Genomic DNA, 15225 nt, shown 5'->3' on the forward strand with positions numbered 1-15225 from the left:
GGGCGGCGCAAGCCGTACTGGCATGATGAGGGGATGGAAATCGGTGGGTCGACGCTGGTCAGTTATCCGGCAGGTGAGGTTCGGGGACGTTCCGCGGTCGTGGGGGCCGTACCGGTGGGGGACCGGTACGGGACGATCGTGGCCGAGACCCCGTTCCACCCGCTGGACCACACCTGGCCGGACCAGCCCGCCGACGAGGGGACGATCGGCGGGCTGGCGGTCGTCGACTGCGTGACCGGGGCGGTGGAGGAGGGCGGGGAGACCGTCCATCTCGGTGCGGACATCCCGGTGCGCCGGGGCACCCCCGGCTGGAACTGGCTGGTCGTCCACGTCACCGACGGACCGGTGCCGGGCCGGGAGGTCGAGCTGGCGGTGGACGAGGCAAGGCGCCGCGCGCTGTCGGCCGGGCACACCGCCTGCCATCTCACCGCGCTCGCGCTCAACGCGGCGCTGGCCGGCCGGTGGCGCAAGGAGATCCCGGCAGACGGGCTCGGCCATCCCGACTTCGACCAGACGGCCATCACCTCCTCGCGGATCCTGCCGGACGGCAGCCAGGACGTCTACCGCCTGGGCAAGTCCCTGCGCCGCAAGGGCTTCACCGCCGAGGGGCTCGCCGAGGACCTGCCGGGGATCGCCCAGCGGGTCAACGACCGGCTCAAGGAGTGGATCGCGGCCGACGCGCCGGTCTGGATCGACAGCCCCGGCTCCGAGCTGACCGCCCGCCGCACCTGGCACTGCGGCCTGCCCGAGGGCGAGGTCGCCATCCCGTGCGGCGGCACGCACCTGTCGCGCACCTCCCGGCTCGGCTCGGTCACCGCCACCCTGGAGCTGTCCGGCGACGGTTCCGAGCTGACCATGCACACCACCGTCGGCTAGACCGTTCGCCGGGCCGCCCGGCGCCCGGCGCCCATGGGTCACGACGCATCCGGCGGGGGCATCCGTGCCATCACAGGCGCGACATCTTCTCCGGGTTGGCGACCAGGAAGACGGTCTGGACCAGACCGTCCTGGATGACCAGGGAGAACACCGAGACCGGCCGCCCGCCGACGGTCACCACGGCCGCCGGCGCGCCGTTGACGTCCGCCACCGCCGTCTCGATGTCCGGGGTCGGGCCGGTGCCCAGCGACTCCAGGAACCTGCGCGTGCCCCTGGACGAGGCGGCGGCCAGAAGGAAGCGCGCCACCTTCTCGCCGCCGGTGATGACCCGGAGGGGGGCCTTGACCTTCCCGCCGCCATCGCCGACCAGCGACACGTCGTGGGCGAGCATCGCGGTCAGCGCGTCCAGGTCACCGCCGGCGGCCGCGCCGATGAACCGCTCGGTCAGCCTGCGCCGCTCGGCGCGGTCCACCTCGAAACGGGGCCTGCGCTCCCGCACGTGCTGCTTGGCCCGCCGGGCGAGCTGCCGGGCCGTCGCCTCGGTGCGGCCGATGATCTCGCTGATCTCCGCGTACGGCAGGGCGAACGCCTCCCTCAGCACGAACACCGCGCGCTCCAGGGGGGACAGGGTCTCCAGCACCACCAGCAGCGCCAGCTCGACCGAGGCGGTCAGCTCGGCGTGCTCGGCCACGTCGGGCACGGCGCTGACCAGCTCGGGCAGCCACGGCCCGACGTAGGACTCCCGCTGCGCCCGCACCCGCCGCAGCCGGTCGATGGAGAGCCGGGTCGTCACCCTGATCAGGTAGGCCCGGTCATCCTCGACCTCGGCCGTGTCCACCCCTGACCAGCGCAGCCACGCCTCCTGGACGACGTCCTCGGCGTCGGTCACGGTGCCCAGGACGCGGTAGGCGACCGCGGTCAGCAGGTCTCGGTGTTCCTCGAAGCGCTCGGTGGCCATAGGAGTAAAGACGTATCACGGTGTCCTTGGCGTGACATGACCCGGCCGATGATGTTTTCTTCATACGATCTACCATTTGATTGCCAAAGTCGGCGGCAAAGGGGTGGTCTGTGGCAGAAGTAGCCGTCGCCGAGCCGAGCGCGGTACGGCAGGGCAGGCAGCTCTGGCTGACGCTGCTGGCACTCTCCACAGCCGGAATGGTCGTCTCCGTCCAGCAGACCGTGGTGATCCCGCTGCTGCCCCGGCTGATGGTCACCCTGGGCGTGCCGGTGGCGGAGGTCACCTGGGTCTTCACCGCCTCGCTGCTCGCGGGCGCGGTCGCCACGCCCCTGCTGTCCCGCCTGGGGGACATGTACGGCAAGAAGCGCATGATCCTGTTCACCGTCGGCCTGCTCGTCGTGGGTTCGGTGATCTGCGCCCTGTCCGGTTCCCTGGCCGTGCTGATCGCCGGGCGGGCCCTGCAGGGCGCGTCGGCGGCGCTGATCCCGCTGGCCATCGGCATGATCAGGGACAGCTTCCCGGGTACCCGGGTGATGACGGCCATCGGCGTGGTCAGCGCCACCATGGGCGTCGGCGGCAACCTCGGCATGATCGTCACCGGGCTCATCGCCGACCGCACCCCCAGCCACCACCCGGTCTTCTGGATCACCGCCGCCCTCGCCGCGGCGGCGCTCGTGCTCATCGCGCTGAGCGCCCATGACACCGGGGCCAGGGCCGGAGGCCGTCCTGACTTCGTCGGCGCGGTCCTGCTCTCCCTCTGGCTGGTCTGCCTGCTGCTGGCGATCTCCAAGGGCAACGACTGGGGGTGGGGCTCCGCACGGGTCGCCGGCCTGTTCGCGGGCGCGGCGGCGCTCTGCGCGGTGTGGGTTTTCAGCCAGCTCCGGCTCCGGGCGCCGATGGTCCGGCTCCATCTGCTCGCCGGCCGCCGCTCCCTGCCGGCCAACCTGGCCTCGCTGCTGCTGGGCTTCGCGATGTTCGGCTCGTTCACCCTGATCTCCAGCTTCGTCCAGACGCCCTCGTCGGCCGGATACGGCTTCGGCGGATCGGTCCTCGACGTCGGCGTCTACGCCCTGCCGAGCACCCTGACCATGCTGGTGTCCTCCTTCATGTCCGGGCGCCTGTCCGCCCGCCTCGGCCCGGCCCACTCCCTCGCCCTCGGCGCCGCCCTCTGCTCGGCCGGATTCGGCTGGTTCACGCTCTTCAACGCCTCGGTGCTCGACCTGATCGGGGCCAACGCGCTGCAGGGGCTGGGGTTCGGGATCGCCTACGCGGCGCTGGGCGCGCTGGCCGTACAGCATGTGCCGATGGACCAGAGCGGCATCGCCAGCGGGATCAACTCCCTGGTCCGCTCCATCGGCGGCAGTGTCTCCGGCGCGGCCACCGCGGCCCTCCTCACCTCGATCACCATCGCCGGAACCACCCTCCCGTCCCGCGACGCCTACGTCCTGTCCTTCGCGATCATCACCGTGAGCGCCTTGGCCTCCGCCGGTGTCGCCCTCGTCGCCGGAATGATGGCGCGCGGAGTGTCCGAAGTCGGCTAAGATTTGATCTGCATCGCAAGGGGCTATGGCGCAGCTGGTAGCGCGCCTCCATGGCATGGAGGAGGTCTGGGGTTCGAATCCCCATAGCTCCACTTTTGGGCCGTTCTTGAGATGGCTGGACTGAAGTTGACGGGATCCCGTCCGATCTTGATGATCGGACGGGATCTTGTCGTTTCAGGGGTTCCCGATTCGCATTCGCGTGGGTTCGGGGCCTGTGGCGCGAGCGTGATGGAAGGCTCGGGTGCTGTCGCGCGGCTGTCGGGACGCGGCGGACTGGCCGGTGGGCACGGCGAAGCCCTCGGTCGGCGGGGTGCTGAATCTTGATAAGGCGAATTGTGGCTTAAGTCCGAGGTGGGGATGCCCCGTTCGGTGCGGGTGGCTCGCTGGGACGCTGATCGGCGAGGTCTCCGGTGATGTCCGGCGGCTGGATCGCGATGAGCTCGGGCTGGTGGGGTGGCGCCACTGGTCGAGGAGGTCGTCGTTGGCGACCGTGACGATCAAGACGGCCAGGGTTGAGGGGCCACGGTGACGCGTGCCCGAGCGTTGTTCACCTTTGATGCGTGGAACCTGCTGTGCCCGATTGAAGCCGTACGCGCTGCTTATCCGACCCGGTAGGGTTCTTGATCATTTGGGATGATCAAGTAGAAAGGGCGGGCCGCCGTGCTCTCCGTGTCGACTCTCGGGCCGCGGCGGCGTCATCCGGTGTTCTGGTGGTGGCTGGCGGCCTCGTACGCGTTATGGGAGATCATCTGGGAGGTGCTGACGCCCCCACGGCGAGTCACGTGTGTCGGGCCACCGATCTTGCACCCGGTGGGTCCCGTCCGCCGCACAGCCGCCGAAGTGGCTGAGGTAGTCGCGGGCGTGCTGTATCTGGCGGGGCCGTTCCTCCTGATGATGATCGCCCTGTTCGTTGCAAGGCGCGACAATGCCCGCGTCCACCTGACGGCTGCGGTTCTCGGGTTCGGGCTCGTCGCGTTGCCCGAGGCGCTGGCGGTCGCCGCGGAGGTGCTCAGGCCGCCTATGGAACCGCCGCCCGGCTGCCTGCCGGACTCGGCGCCGTTCCGAGTCCTGCCGGTGGTCCTGGCCTGGGTGGTCTCGCCACTGACGATGATCCTGTTCGCGGGCGCCGCCGGGACGCGGGTGCGCCCGGACCGGAGCTCCGTGCTGCGGCTGGTCGCGGCGCTCGGGATGATCGTGCTCGTCGTGCAGGCCGTACGGATCCTGCCGGAGCGACTGGCGGCGCCACCGGTCGCGGACGACGGCACCCCCCGGTACGCGCTGCTCACCGGCGGCTATCTGGAGACGGTGAACCTGGATACGGGCCGCACCGCCCATGAGTACATGCCATACCTCGGCAGGCGCATGACCCAGATCGAGGCGGTGGCCGCCACCCGGGAGCCGGGTGAGTACGTGGTGAGCGTGACCTTGCGGCAGGGCCAGGACACGTGGTCGCCGCGCGGCTTCGTTTCGCGCATCCACCGCCTGAGGGTGGACGCCGACGGCCAGGCGAAGCTGGGCCAGGCGCTGTCGGGCAGACTGAACGGGAGCGTCGATCGGATCGTGGTGTCGCCCGAGGGGCGCATCGCCTACAGCCGCCGGACCGAGGACCGCGATCACAACCAGACCTCCTACGTCGGCGTCCTCGCCCCCGACGTCGAATGGCGGGCGGCCGCGTACGGGTTCTATTGGCGGGACGCCCACACTCTGGTGCTTCCCGCCGACATCCACTTCACCGGGGCCACCTACCCGCCGAAGCCGGAGTTGGTGAAGGCCTGGGAGGGCGCCCTTGACGTGCGGCTGCCGGCGTCGGACCCGTCGGCCGCGGCGGTGCTCGTCCGGGCGCCGCGCGACAACGGCAGCCACACTCTCCCTCATCCTCTGCCGGACGGCCGGACCCTGCGGGTGCGCCAGGGGAGCTACGAGCAGCCGTCCGAGCTGCTCCTCTACGATGGGGACCGGAAGGTGGCCACGGTGCTCGCCCTGAGTTGCGGCGAGATCGTGTCGATGGCGCTGGACCGATCCGGCCGGCATCTCCTGGTCGGCAAGGACAACGAGAACGATTCGGTGGCGGGCAACAGACCGTGCGGGGGCAAGAACTACGAGCTGCTCCGCGTCGGCCTCACCCCGACGGCCGCTGGTGCCTTCCCCCACAGGGTCGTCTGGCGGGGCGGCACCTATGTCGGCGGATTCACCTGGTGACCGACCTCTGTGAACGAGCGGTCAGATCGCGTCCACCAATGCCGATCGATATGGGCGTTGTCGTCCTTGCCCGTGTTCAGGCGCGGCCGCTGCCCCCGGGATCGGGCCTGAGCAGGACGGTGCGGACGTCGGAGGGCTCCCGCTCCAGCTCCGGGACCATTGATCGCATCGCCTCCAGACCGCCGGAGACGCGTGCAAGACAATCTCTCCAGTACGGGACTCGCACGATCAGCTGGATCGCGGTAAGTGGTGAGGGTGTGCTCGCCGATGCCCGCGTCCAGTCCGACGGTGACACTTCTACCAGGAGGCGGGCAGGGCGATCGCGGTGGCGGCGCGGTGGATCGGCTCGACGACCTTGGCCATGATCCGGTCCTTGCCCGGCAGCAGGTTGACCAGGCGCAGCATCACCATCGACATGCGGACCTGGAACCGGCTCGACAGGACCATGCGCTTGATGTTGCCGGTGCCCAGGGCCTGGTTGGCCGCGACGAAGGGGCGCATCCGCGCCTCGTAGGCGGGGAAGGCGGCGGTGTGGTCGCCTGCGGCCCGCTTGAGCTCGCCCGCCAGCACGTACGCGCCGACCAGCGCCAGGCTGGTGCCCTGCCCGGAGGCGGGGGAGGCGCAGTAGGCCGCGTCGCCGACCAGCGCGACCCGGCCGGTGTGCCAGGTGTCCATGCGCACCTGGCTGAGGGAGTCGAAGTAGAAATCGGGCGCGTCGGCCATGCCGTCCAGCAGGCGCGGCACCTCCCAGCCGGATCCGCTGTAGGACTGGGCCAGTGCCCGCTGCTGTTCGACGCGCTCGCGCACCTTGCCGTCGGCAGCCCACAGGAACATGGCCTTGGCGCCGGTGTCCTGCCGGGTGCTGTAGAGCAGGGCCGTACGGCCGGGCCCGACGTAGGTCAGCTCCTCGCGGTCGAGCCCGAGGTGGTTGGGCACGCTGAAGATCGAGACGTTGTAGCCCATGTCGTGGACGAAACGTTCCTCGGGGCCGAAGGCCAGCGCGCGGGTGTTGGAGTGCAGCCCGTCGGCCCCTATGACCAGGTCGAAGTGGCGTACCAGGCCGCTGTCGAAGGTCACCTGGGTGCCGTCGATCGAGGCGATCGAATCGCCGAAGAGGTACTCGACGCCGTTGGCCGCCTCGTGGAGGAGCCGGGCGAGGTCGCCGCGGTGCACCTCGGCGTCCTCGTGGACGCGCCCGCCGAAACTGTCGCCGTCCATGCCGGCCACCTTGCGGCCTCCGTCGTCCACCACCGAGCCCGTGCGCACGTCGGTGCGTAGCCCGTGGACCTTCTCCAGCAGCCCCATCCGCTCGACGACATCGAGGGCCGCGCCTCGGATGTCGATCTTGTAGCCGCCCTCGCGCACCTCGGTGGCGCGTTCGACGACGGTCGGAGTGAAGCCGTGCTCGCGCAGCCAGTAGGCCAGGGTCGTGCCCGCGATGCTCGCGCCGGAGATCAGGATGTTCGTCATGCCTGAATAGTACATATGTGTAAGACAGTTGTGCAAGACGTATGTGTAAGGTTGGTGCATGGGTAACCGTGAAGATCTTTTGGGCGGCGCCAAGCGCTGCCTCTACGACAAGGGCTACTCCCGCACCACCGCGCGCGACATCGCCGCGGCGGCCGGGGTGAGCCTGGCCGCGATCGGCTATCACTACGGCACCAAGGAGGCCCTGCTCAACGAGGCGCTGGTGGAGGCGATGCAAGAGTGGGGCGACGACCTGGGCCGGGTCCTGGCCGAGCCGGCGGACTTCGAGACGACCTGGGGCAAGGTCATCGACTCCTTCGCCAGGGCCAGACCGCTGTGGGCGATCCAGTTCGAGCTGATCGCGCACATGGAGCGCACCCCTGAGCTGCGCGAGTCGTTCGTGGAAGCGGGGCGACAGGCCAGGCTGGGGCTGGCGGAGCTGTTCGGCTCGGACTCCGAGCGGATGGGGGCCGTGGTCCAGACCCTGCTGGGTGGCCTGGCGGCGCAGTGGCTCGTGGACCCCGACGGCACCCCGACCCCGGCGGAGCTCCTGGAGGGCCTGCGCGCCCTGGTGGGATCGACCCGGGGCGCGTCGTCATGATCCAGGATTCGGTGGAGTCGTGACCGAACTCTCGGTCGTCCCGGCCGCCTTCGGCATCGCGCCGCTCGGCGCTGTCGACGGGAGCCGGAACGCGGGGCGGGCAGGGGAGGACTCGAACGGCGCCCGAGAAACGATCGTCGTCCACCTGGGAAGCGATCTTCTCACCCCCTCCTGCGCTCCAGGGCGGCCGTACTCGTGAACGCCCCGCTTCGGAGCCGTTCTTGAGACGGCCTTGAGGAAGTTGACGAGATCCCGTCCGATCGACCTGATCGGACGGGATCTCGTCGTTCATGCCTGCCTAGAGCTGGTCGTAGCGGACGCGCATGCCGTCCACGAGGGTCTTGAGCGCGGCGGCGGTCGGCAGCCAGGGGGCGGCCGGCGACTGGGTGGCCTGAGCGACGAGCTGGTCGGCGAGGTTGGTCATCGGCGTCGCCGCGTTCGTCACGTCCGCGGCCCACAGGTAGGCCGCGTGCCCCGCGGGCAGGGGCGCCCCGGCCGGCAGCACGTGCACGGTGGTCTGCCCGCGGCCCCAGCCCACCAGCTGGTGCAGGTCGGTCAGGACCTCCTCCATCACCGAGAAATCGTACGCGGTGATCATGGGAAGCACCGGCGGGACGTCGGCCCGGGTGGTGGCGCGGCCCCCGGCTCCGTAGTGCAGGGTCATCGAGACCTGCTCCGACTCCCGCATGAGCTGCCGGAGCAGCAGCTCGGACGGCACCTCGCCCCGCCACCAGTAGGAGTTCTGGTACTGCTGCACGTATCCCATGTTCTGCCACACCCACAACGACCGGGCCCAGCCCCGGGTGAGCCGCTCCTGCGCCTCCGTCATCGCCTGGCGCACCTTGGCATCCTGCGGAGGCGTCAGGGCCGGACCGGCCGGCGGGCCGAGCACGGCGAGTGGCGCGGGCGCGGGCAGGTTCAGGCCCGCATGGAGCCTGGCCACCTCGGCGTAGTGGTCGGCGTTGGTGCTCATGGTCGGCCAGTCGGCCGCCGCGAAGCCCGGTGCGCCGAAGTAGTTGTGATCGGTGATCTTCTCGCTGACGATGTGGAAGGACTCGTGCAGCAGGGTGCGGACCCGGTTGTCGGTACGGGCGTCGGTGAACGTATGGGGAAGGATCGATACCTCGGGTGAGGTCACCGCGCCGGCACCTTGGATGGCCAGTTCACCCCGGTTGTCCAGCAGGAGCCTCCGGTTGTCGTAGAGGCGTTTCAGCCCTTTCGAGGCTTCGGTGAACGTCTTCTTGATCTCCGGCATCCTGGTGTTGTCCGGCAGGTTGAAGACGGTGATGATGTGCGCGTCGGCGTGGCCTGCCGCGACCTGGTCGAAAACGGCTGCCACCTCGTCCACCATGGTCTTCAGCACCGCCAGACCGGCGCCCGTCGGAGGCTGGTGCTGCCGGGCTCCCGCCTGCATGACATACGGGACCTTGTCCTCGAAGACCGCGATCAATTTCTCCAGCGTGTCGTTGGCCGCCGCGTTCGTGTAGTCCAGCGGGGTGGCGGCCTGGACGTAGGTGGCCACCCCGATGTTGTTCAGTGCGACCCGCAACGCGCCCAGGTCGTTCGCCTGGACCCGGCCGTACGCACGCCGTACCAGCCGGTGCAGCGTCGCGCGGAGTGGGGGCTGGGGGAGCTGGGGGTGGGTGAACGGCTCATTCTGGGTCACACCGCGTAATGGCAGCATGAGTTCCCTTTCATCCGGCGTGTTCCCTTGCGACGGCTGTCGCGCACACCAGATGTGACGCTTACCGTACAAATTGCGTTTACCATTCCAGGCCGGGCAGTCGGCACGGCTGACCGGCCTGATCGCGGCCGCCGTCGCTGGAGCGCTTCAACGCCGTGGCGGGATTCCCGATCCGGAGCCCTGGCGGTGATCAGCCGGGTTGAACGGCCTCAAGGAGAATTTCCAGCAGGTCGTCCGGCGCGTCCCGCATGAGGTTGTGCCTGCTGTCCAGTGCGCGCGTCGTCCACAGCGGATCGTCACGCAACATATCGGTTGTCGGCGTCATCACTGCCGTCTTCCGCGGCGGCGGGGTGCTTCAGCGGACGGGAGGGACGAACTCGGGCTGGTCGAGCAGGCGGAGCCAGCTTCCGTCGGGCTGGCGCCGGACGACCTGCGCGCGGGCGCCGGACCCGTCCTTCGGCGGGGTCGAGGTGAGGGCGATGTCGCCGCTCACCAGCGTCGGCAGCGGCTGTTCCGGCTCGAAGCGGGGACGGTCGGCGAGCACCTTCTCCCACAGCGCGCGGATCGCCTCCCGGCCCACCGTCCGGCCGCCGGGCGGGTAGGCCATCACCGCGTCCCGCTCGTAGAGCGCGGCGACTCCGGCCGCGTCGCCGGCGTTGGATCGCTCGACGAACAGGCGGGTGATGTCTTCGGGCCGCATGGCCTTCTCGTACTCCGGCATGGCTTCCTCCTGAGATCGGACTTGAGCACCTCCCACCCTGGTCGCCCGGCACTTAGAAGTCCAACAGATGAATCTGATGGAAACCAGAAGCTTCAGTTATGACACAGCGGCGGGTGCGGCCCGACGTTTGCGGCTGATGCGCGGGGGCAGCCGAGGCAGTGCCCAAGGCGGTGCTAAAGGAGGGTTTCCATGCTGCGGCAGAAGCAGAGAGCCGGCACGGTCGCGGTGATCGCCCATCAGAAGAAGTCACTCGGGGGCGGGCTGGACGAGCTGCGCAGGCTCCTCGCCGACGAGGAGCCCGGCAAGCTGCTCTGGTACGAGGTGCCCAAGAGCAAGAAGGCTCCGAAGCAGGCGCGCAAGGCGCTCAAGGAAGGCGCCGATCTGGTGCTGGTCTGGGGCGGGGACGGCATGGTGCAGCGCTGCGTGGACGCGCTGGCCGGCTCCGGCGTGACCGTGGGCATCATCCCCGCCGGGACGGCGAACCTCCTCGCGCAGAACCTCGGCATTCCCGAGGACCTCCCCGAGGCCGTGCGGATCGCCTTCCACGGCGAGAGCCGGAAGCTCGACCTGGGCAAGGTCAACGGCGAGCACTTCGCCGTCATGGCGGGACTCGGCTTCGACGCTGAGATGATCAAGGACGCCGATCGGGGGCTGAAGGACAAGCTGGGCCGCGCGGCGTATGTGTGGACCGGGCTGCGGCACGTCCGGGGGGAGCTCGTCCGGATGGAGGTCAAGCTCGACGGGGTGAAGTGGTTCGAGGGGGAGGCGAGCTGCCTGCTGCTGGGCAACGTCGGGACCATCACCGGCGGCATCGAGGCCTTCGACGACGCGCGCCCCGACGACGGGTGGCTGGAGATCGGCGTCACCACGGCGAAGGGGCCGATCCAGTGGGCCCGCGTGCTCGGCCAGATGGGCGCCGGACGGTCGGACGAGTCTCCCTTCGTCCGGATGACCCGGGCACGCAAGATCAGCGTCAAGCTGGGCGCGCCGATGACCTACGAGCTGGACGGCGGCGCCAAGGACTCCGTCACCCGGCTCAAGGCCAAGGTCGTGCCCGGCGGCATCACCGTCCGGGTCCCCGTGCCGGGGCCGAACGCCTGACCGCCGGCATCACCGTCCGCGTCCCCGTGCCAGGGCCGGGGCCGAACGCCTGACCGGCGGCACCGCCTCCGTCCTCCTGGGCGGTGCCGCCGGTCAGGTGGAGTCCGTACCTAGACGGTGCTGACGGTCATCTGGAGCTCGGTGACCCACTGGTCCTGGTCGTCGGGGCATTCGATGCTGACCTCCCGGGCCAGCCCGACGCTGCGGTAGCCGTGCTCCTCGACCCAGTGGGCCAGTGTCTGGAACGTGGTGCCGACCTGGTCCATCGAGCCCCGGTGGATGATCGTGGCGGCCGTCTCGACCGCCGGCAGGTCCACGATCGCGAAGTCGTGCGCCTCGGACGCCTCCGCCGTCACCTCGACCCCGGCGTGCACGACCACCCTGCCGTCCGCCTCCGGCTGGTAGCAGGCGATGCCGTATCCCGACGGTGTCACCCCGGCCCGGTCGAGCCGCTGGAACAGCTCGCCGTACAGGGGCTGGATGACGGGTCCGATGTCCTCGCTCTCGTAGCTCCCCGCGACGGCGGTGAGCTCGGCCACGCGGGTCGGGGGGATCCGCTTGAGGATGACCTCTTCGGTATGCATGCGCCCTTCTCTCTCGATCGTCCGGAGCCTCGCCTCGACCCGGAGCAGCCGCGCGGTGTCCGCCGTGATCCGCTCCTCCAGCTCCGCGCGGCGCAGTCGCACCATCCCCTGCAGCTCGGCCGTGCTCACCCGCTCGTCGAGGATCGACCGCACCTGGTGCAGGGTGAAGCCGAGATCCTTCAGCGCGATGATGCGGTTGAGCCGTGAGAGCTGGCTCGCCTGGTAGAAGCGGTAGCCGCTGGCCGGGTCGACGTGGGCGGGCTGCAGCAGCCCGAGCGCGTCATAGTGGCGCAGCATGCGCACCGACACCAGGCCGAGCTGGGCGAAGTCTCCGATACTGAACATGGTCCTTCATGGATAGGGGCTCACACGGTGTCAGGGTCAACCCAGCCTGCCGGCGTAGGCCCGGGCGAACGCCTGCTGCGCCAGGACACCGGCCGGTCCGGCCAGGCGGGTGTACCACCGTCCGGGACGGGTGAACGCGCGGACGGTGAACCACACCCGTCCGTCCCCGGCCCGTTCGAGAAGGAAACTCTCCTCCCCGCTCGCGGGATGTCCGGGCAGCGTGCCGTAGGCGAATCCGGCCCGGTCGTCCTCCTCGCGCACCCACACCACCCGGCACGGCATGAGTATCCGCAACGGCCCGGCGCCGAGCCCGCAGACCAGGGTCACCCCGGGTGCGGCCCGGGGCGCGGACGCGACCGGGCGGAGCCCGAGCCGGGCGTGCACCCGCCAGGTGAGCAAGGACTCGGCGGCACGGCCGAAGCTCAGCTCCGGCCCGAGGCGCCGCCGGTAGCGCAGGGCCCGGTAGCCGGGCGGGACCGTTCCGGTACGGCTCGCGCCGACGTCCGGATAGGAGAACTCCGCGTCGAGGTAACGCTCCAGAAGGTCCATCTCGCTCCTCACAGGGGTTGGGGGCGCAGCCGGAGCCGGGCCCCGATCGCGCACAGGGCGAATCCGAAGGCGTTCAGCAGGCCGTGGGTGGCGACCATCCAGCTCACCGGCGGCCTGGGCAGGCCCGCCGCCTCGCCCAGCGCCCAGCTCAGGGCCAGCACCATGGACACCGCCAGGACCAGTGAGGACACGCCGAGAAGGAGACGGGTCGGGCGGTCGTGACCGCCCTGCCGTACCTCGGTGAGAGTCAGCAGGCCGACCAGCCACATACCCGCGGTGAGCACCACCGCACCGGCCAGCTCGAACCAGTCGCCGACGAAGTAGCCGGCCAGGACCAGCATCGTGCCGCCGGGCACGCTGAGCGCCGCCGTCCGGGCGAGCGGGCCGTCTCCGGCCGCGCGGCAGGTCAGGCCCGCCACCAGCGCCGCGGCGAAACCGGCGAAGTGGAAGTGGGCGACGGTCAGGGCGAGGATGCCGGGGGAGAAGCCCCACAGCGGGTGCCCCAGGCGTTCGGCGACCAGGGCGGTCGCGGCGATGGCGGGGGTGACCAGCGCGGTGAGAACGGCGATCTCGCGGGGGAGCGGGGACCGTAGCGTCCGCAGGCGGAGTGGGGCCTGCAGTGCGAGCCAGACGGTCACGAGCGCGTAGGCCACGGCCAGGGCACCGGCCCAGACGCCGCGGTCCAGCCACAGCGAGATCGCGCCCGGCACGGCCCCGAGCCACCACAGGCGGAGCAGGAGGCCCGGCACCTGGACGAGCCGCAGCCCGGCCGGGACCACCACGAGCATCCCGGCCGTCAAAATCACGTTGAGCAGGAGGCGCATGAGGCCCTCTCATGTTCTGAACGCGTTCAGAAACCTGACGGCATCAAGGTAACAGCCGGGTGGATCCCCCTCCCGGGGCCCCCTCCCCGGCGCGGGCCCGCCGGCCGACGGCTGTCAATCATGTAGGTGAATGACAGAGATCATCTAGCCGATTGATGCCGTATGGTCGGGACATGTCCACAGACCAGGAGCGCCCCGCACCGCGCAGGGCGGCCACCCCGGAGGAGCGCGGCAGGGCCGCCGAGCAGACCCGCGAGCGGATCCTGCGGGCGGCCGTCGAGGAGTTCGGCGCCAAGGGATACACCGGGGCGCGTACGGCGGGCATCGCCGCGCGGGCCGGCGTCAACCAGCAGCTGATCTCCTACCATTTCGGCGGCAAGCAGGGGCTGCTGGACGAGCTGCGCCGCCGCCGGCACGAGGAGCGGTCCGTGCTCGCGCCTCCTGGCTCCACCTTCGGGGAGTCGCTGGCGGCCTATCTCGACGCCACTCTCGACCGGCCCGACTGGGCCAGGCTGGTGATCTGGCAGGCGCTCGGCGACGGTCCGGGCGACAGTTCCGAGGCGGCCGGACGGCAGCGCGCCGGGCTGCGCGAGGGGGTGGACGCGATCCGGCGCCGGCAGGCCGACGGCGAGCTCACCACCGCCGTCCAGCCGGAGTTCATCGCCCTCGTCTCGCACGTGCTGGCGTTCGCCCCGGTGGCGACGCCGCAGTTCGTGGCGGGCGTCCTCGACGTCGAGCCCTGCTCGGAGGACTACCGTGAGTGGGTCGGCGAGCAGCTCGCCGCCCTGCTCCGCCCCGCGTGACCCGCGTGACCCGCGTGACCCGGACGGTCCGGACGGTCCGGGCCGCGCGCCGCGAGGGCCCGCTGCCGTTGGCCGGGCTGCTCACCGGGACGGCCCGCCACCGTCCGCCGGGCCTGTCGCGCCGGCGGAAAACCGGTTGGCCGATGACGTCGCGGCAGGAAAGTATGGCCGTCATGTCACTGCGCTTCCACGAGATCGCCGAGAGCGGTCATCGCATCCTCAACCCGTTCACCGAAGAGAAGCTGGCGCTGCTCGGAGAGGTCGCCCGGCTCAGGCCGGGCATGCGCCAGCTCGACCTGGCGTGCGGGAAGGCGGAGCTGCTCTGCCAGTGGTCCCTGCGCCACGGGATCGAGGGCGTCGGAGTCGACATCAGCGAGGTCTTCCTGAGCGCGGCCCGGGAGCGGGCGCGTGAGCTCGGGGTCGGCGACCGGCTCCGCTTCGAGCGGGAGGACGCGGGGGCCTACCGGGCGGAGCCGGAGGCGTTCGACGTCGTGTCCTGCATCGGGGCGTCCTGGATCGGCGGCGGGCTGGAGGGAACGGTCGAGCTGATGCTCCCCGCGCTCAAGGAGGGCGGGATCCTCCTCGTCGGCGAGCCGTACTGGATCTCCACGCCGCCGGAGGAGGCATACGAGGTGCTGGGTTTCGGCGCGGAGGCGTTCAGCTCGCTGGCCGGGACCTTCGACCGGTTCGAGGCGGCCGGGGTCGAGGTGCTGGAGATGGTCCTCGCCGACCAGGACAGCTGGGATCGCTACGTGGCGAGCCAGTGGTGGACGCTGAGCGACTGGCTCCGCGACAATCCCGCCGACCCCGACGTCGAGGAGGTGCGCGAGTTCCTGGAGCGCGCCCGCCGCTCGCATGTGGAGTACGGCAGGCGGCACCTCGGCTGGGGTGTCTTCGTGCTGCGCCGCCGTTGACTGCTACTGACGGGTAAGCATAGGTTCCCAGATACCGACTGGTCGGTTAAGGGAGCTT

16 protein-coding genes and 1 tRNA gene are annotated in these 15225 nt (G+C 70.5%); 9 read left to right on the forward strand and 8 right to left on the reverse strand.

The features are described from left to right. The first annotated feature begins 33 nt into the window (after positions 1–33). Complete coding sequence (locus tag BM085_RS26905) at positions 34–876, forward strand: alanyl-tRNA editing protein (protein ID WP_093889685.1); 843 nt, start codon at positions 34–36, stop codon at positions 874–876. 70 nt (positions 877–946) lie between these two features. On the opposite strand, the gene BM085_RS26910 is transcribed toward BM085_RS26905, so the two are convergent. Next, on the reverse strand, positions 947–1834 hold the full coding sequence (locus BM085_RS26910) for an RNA polymerase sigma-70 factor (RefSeq protein ID WP_093889686.1): 888 nt from the start codon (positions 1832–1834) through the stop codon (positions 947–949). A gap of 110 nt (positions 1835–1944) precedes the next feature. Between BM085_RS26910 and BM085_RS26915 the strand changes: the two genes are divergently transcribed. From BM085_RS26915 to BM085_RS26925, 3 genes are all read left to right on the forward strand, one after another. Further along, positions 1945–3375 (forward strand): MFS transporter, encoded by a 1431-nt coding sequence (locus tag BM085_RS26915; protein ID WP_093889687.1) that lies wholly within the window; start codon positions 1945–1947, stop codon positions 3373–3375. 19 nt (positions 3376–3394) lie between these two features. Beyond that, positions 3395–3467, forward strand: a tRNA-Ala gene (locus tag BM085_RS26920). 748 nt (positions 3468–4215) lie between these two features. Next, a complete protein-coding gene (locus BM085_RS26925; RefSeq protein ID WP_143121085.1) occupies positions 4216–5574 on the forward strand; it encodes a hypothetical protein in 1359 nt (452 codons plus the stop codon). Positions 5575–5871: 297 nt separating this feature from the next. On the opposite strand, the gene BM085_RS26930 is transcribed toward BM085_RS26925, so the two are convergent. Continuing rightward, entirely contained in the window at positions 5872–7044 is a 1173-nt protein-coding gene (locus tag BM085_RS26930; protein WP_093889689.1) for an FAD-dependent monooxygenase, read from the reverse strand. Between the two features lie 58 nt (positions 7045–7102). On the opposite strand from BM085_RS26930, the gene BM085_RS26935 reads away from it, so the two are divergent. Both BM085_RS26935 and BM085_RS43430 read left to right on the forward strand, forming a co-directional pair. After that, positions 7103–7642 (forward strand): TetR/AcrR family transcriptional regulator, encoded by a 540-nt coding sequence (locus tag BM085_RS26935; protein WP_093889690.1) that lies wholly within the window; start codon positions 7103–7105, stop codon positions 7640–7642. A 19-nt stretch (positions 7643–7661) separates the two neighbouring features. Next, positions 7662–7841, forward strand: a complete 180-nt coding sequence (locus BM085_RS43430; RefSeq protein WP_143121086.1) for a hypothetical protein — start codon at positions 7662–7664, stop codon at positions 7839–7841. A gap of 99 nt (positions 7842–7940) precedes the next feature. Here BM085_RS43430 and BM085_RS26940 read toward each other — a convergent pair whose 3' ends face one another. The 3 genes from BM085_RS26940 to BM085_RS26945 form a co-directional block, all read right to left on the reverse strand. Further along, positions 7941–9308: a hypothetical protein gene (locus BM085_RS26940; RefSeq protein WP_093889691.1), complete on the reverse strand. Its 1368-nt coding sequence runs from the start codon at positions 9306–9308 to the stop codon at positions 7941–7943. Between the two features lie 208 nt (positions 9309–9516). Continuing rightward, the gene (locus tag BM085_RS46925; protein WP_281249871.1) at positions 9517–9651 is read right to left on the reverse strand and encodes a hypothetical protein; all 135 of its coding nucleotides are present in this window, start codon (positions 9649–9651) and stop codon (positions 9517–9519) included. 30 nt (positions 9652–9681) lie between these two features. Then, a complete protein-coding gene (locus BM085_RS26945; RefSeq protein WP_093889692.1) occupies positions 9682–10047 on the reverse strand; it encodes a YybH family protein in 366 nt (121 codons plus the stop codon). Between the two features lie 189 nt (positions 10048–10236). Here BM085_RS26945 and BM085_RS26950 point away from each other — a divergent pair, with 189 nt between their 5' ends. Further along, entirely contained in the window at positions 10237–11148 is a 912-nt protein-coding gene (locus BM085_RS26950; RefSeq protein ID WP_093889693.1) for a diacylglycerol/lipid kinase family protein, read from the forward strand. Between the two features lie 110 nt (positions 11149–11258). Here BM085_RS26950 and BM085_RS26955 read toward each other — a convergent pair whose 3' ends face one another. From BM085_RS26955 to BM085_RS26965, 3 genes are read right to left on the reverse strand one after another with little or no spacing between them, the layout of a single operon-like run. Further along, positions 11259–12077, reverse strand: coding sequence for a MerR family transcriptional regulator (locus tag BM085_RS26955; RefSeq protein ID WP_093889694.1), 819 nt, complete (start codon positions 12075–12077; stop codon positions 11259–11261). 36 nt (positions 12078–12113) lie between these two features. Further along, on the reverse strand, positions 12114–12626 hold the full coding sequence (locus tag BM085_RS26960; RefSeq protein ID WP_093889695.1) for a DUF1990 domain-containing protein: 513 nt from the start codon (positions 12624–12626) through the stop codon (positions 12114–12116). Positions 12627–12634: 8 nt separating this feature from the next. Then, positions 12635–13450, reverse strand: coding sequence for a YndJ family protein (locus tag BM085_RS26965; RefSeq protein WP_093889696.1), 816 nt, complete (start codon positions 13448–13450; stop codon positions 12635–12637). Between the two features lie 173 nt (positions 13451–13623). Here BM085_RS26965 and BM085_RS26970 point away from each other — a divergent pair, with 173 nt between their 5' ends. Further along, positions 13624–14253: a TetR/AcrR family transcriptional regulator gene (locus BM085_RS26970; protein ID WP_093889697.1), complete on the forward strand. Its 630-nt coding sequence runs from the start codon at positions 13624–13626 to the stop codon at positions 14251–14253. A gap of 173 nt (positions 14254–14426) precedes the next feature. Beyond that, positions 14427–15167, forward strand: a complete 741-nt coding sequence (locus BM085_RS26975) for an SAM-dependent methyltransferase (RefSeq protein ID WP_342742899.1) — start codon at positions 14427–14429, stop codon at positions 15165–15167. Positions 15168–15225: the final 58 nt, after the last annotated feature.

It is taken from the genome of Streptosporangium canum (assembly GCF_900113865.1).
Classification (GTDB): domain Bacteria; phylum Actinomycetota; class Actinomycetes; order Streptosporangiales; family Streptosporangiaceae; genus Streptosporangium; species Streptosporangium canum.

What these genes read in the sequence shown, in the direction of transcription:
- BM085_RS26955 (WP_093889694.1), bottom strand. Translation starts at nt 12,077, where the DNA reads ATGTTCAGTATCGGAGACTTCGCCCAGCTCGGCCTGGTGTCGGTGCGC.
- BM085_RS26950 (WP_093889693.1), top strand. Translation starts at nt 10,237, where the DNA reads ATGCTGCGGCAGAAGCAGAGAGCCGGCACGGTCGCGGTGATCGCCCAT.
- BM085_RS26935 (WP_093889690.1), top strand. Translation starts at nt 7,103, where the DNA reads ATGGGTAACCGTGAAGATCTTTTGGGCGGCGCCAAGCGCTGCCTCTAC.
- BM085_RS26910 (WP_093889686.1), bottom strand. Translation starts at nt 1,834, where the DNA reads ATGGCCACCGAGCGCTTCGAGGAACACCGAGACCTGCTGACCGCGGTC.
- BM085_RS26975 (WP_342742899.1), top strand. Translation starts at nt 14,427, where the DNA reads ATGTCACTGCGCTTCCACGAGATCGCCGAGAGCGGTCATCGCATCCTC.
- BM085_RS26945 (WP_093889692.1), bottom strand. Translation starts at nt 10,047, where the DNA reads ATGCCGGAGTACGAGAAGGCCATGCGGCCCGAAGACATCACCCGCCTG.
- BM085_RS26970 (WP_093889697.1), top strand. Translation starts at nt 13,624, where the DNA reads ATGTCCACAGACCAGGAGCGCCCCGCACCGCGCAGGGCGGCCACCCCG.
- BM085_RS26960 (WP_093889695.1), bottom strand. Translation starts at nt 12,626, where the DNA reads ATGGACCTTCTGGAGCGTTACCTCGACGCGGAGTTCTCCTATCCGGAC.
- BM085_RS26930 (WP_093889689.1), bottom strand. Translation starts at nt 7,044, where the DNA reads ATGACGAACATCCTGATCTCCGGCGCGAGCATCGCGGGCACGACCCTG.
- BM085_RS26905 (WP_093889685.1), top strand. Translation starts at nt 34, where the DNA reads ATGGAAATCGGTGGGTCGACGCTGGTCAGTTATCCGGCAGGTGAGGTT.
- BM085_RS46925 (WP_281249871.1), bottom strand. Translation starts at nt 9,651, where the DNA reads ATGACGCCGACAACCGATATGTTGCGTGACGATCCGCTGTGGACGACG.
- BM085_RS26965 (WP_093889696.1), bottom strand. Translation starts at nt 13,450, where the DNA reads ATGCGCCTCCTGCTCAACGTGATTTTGACGGCCGGGATGCTCGTGGTG.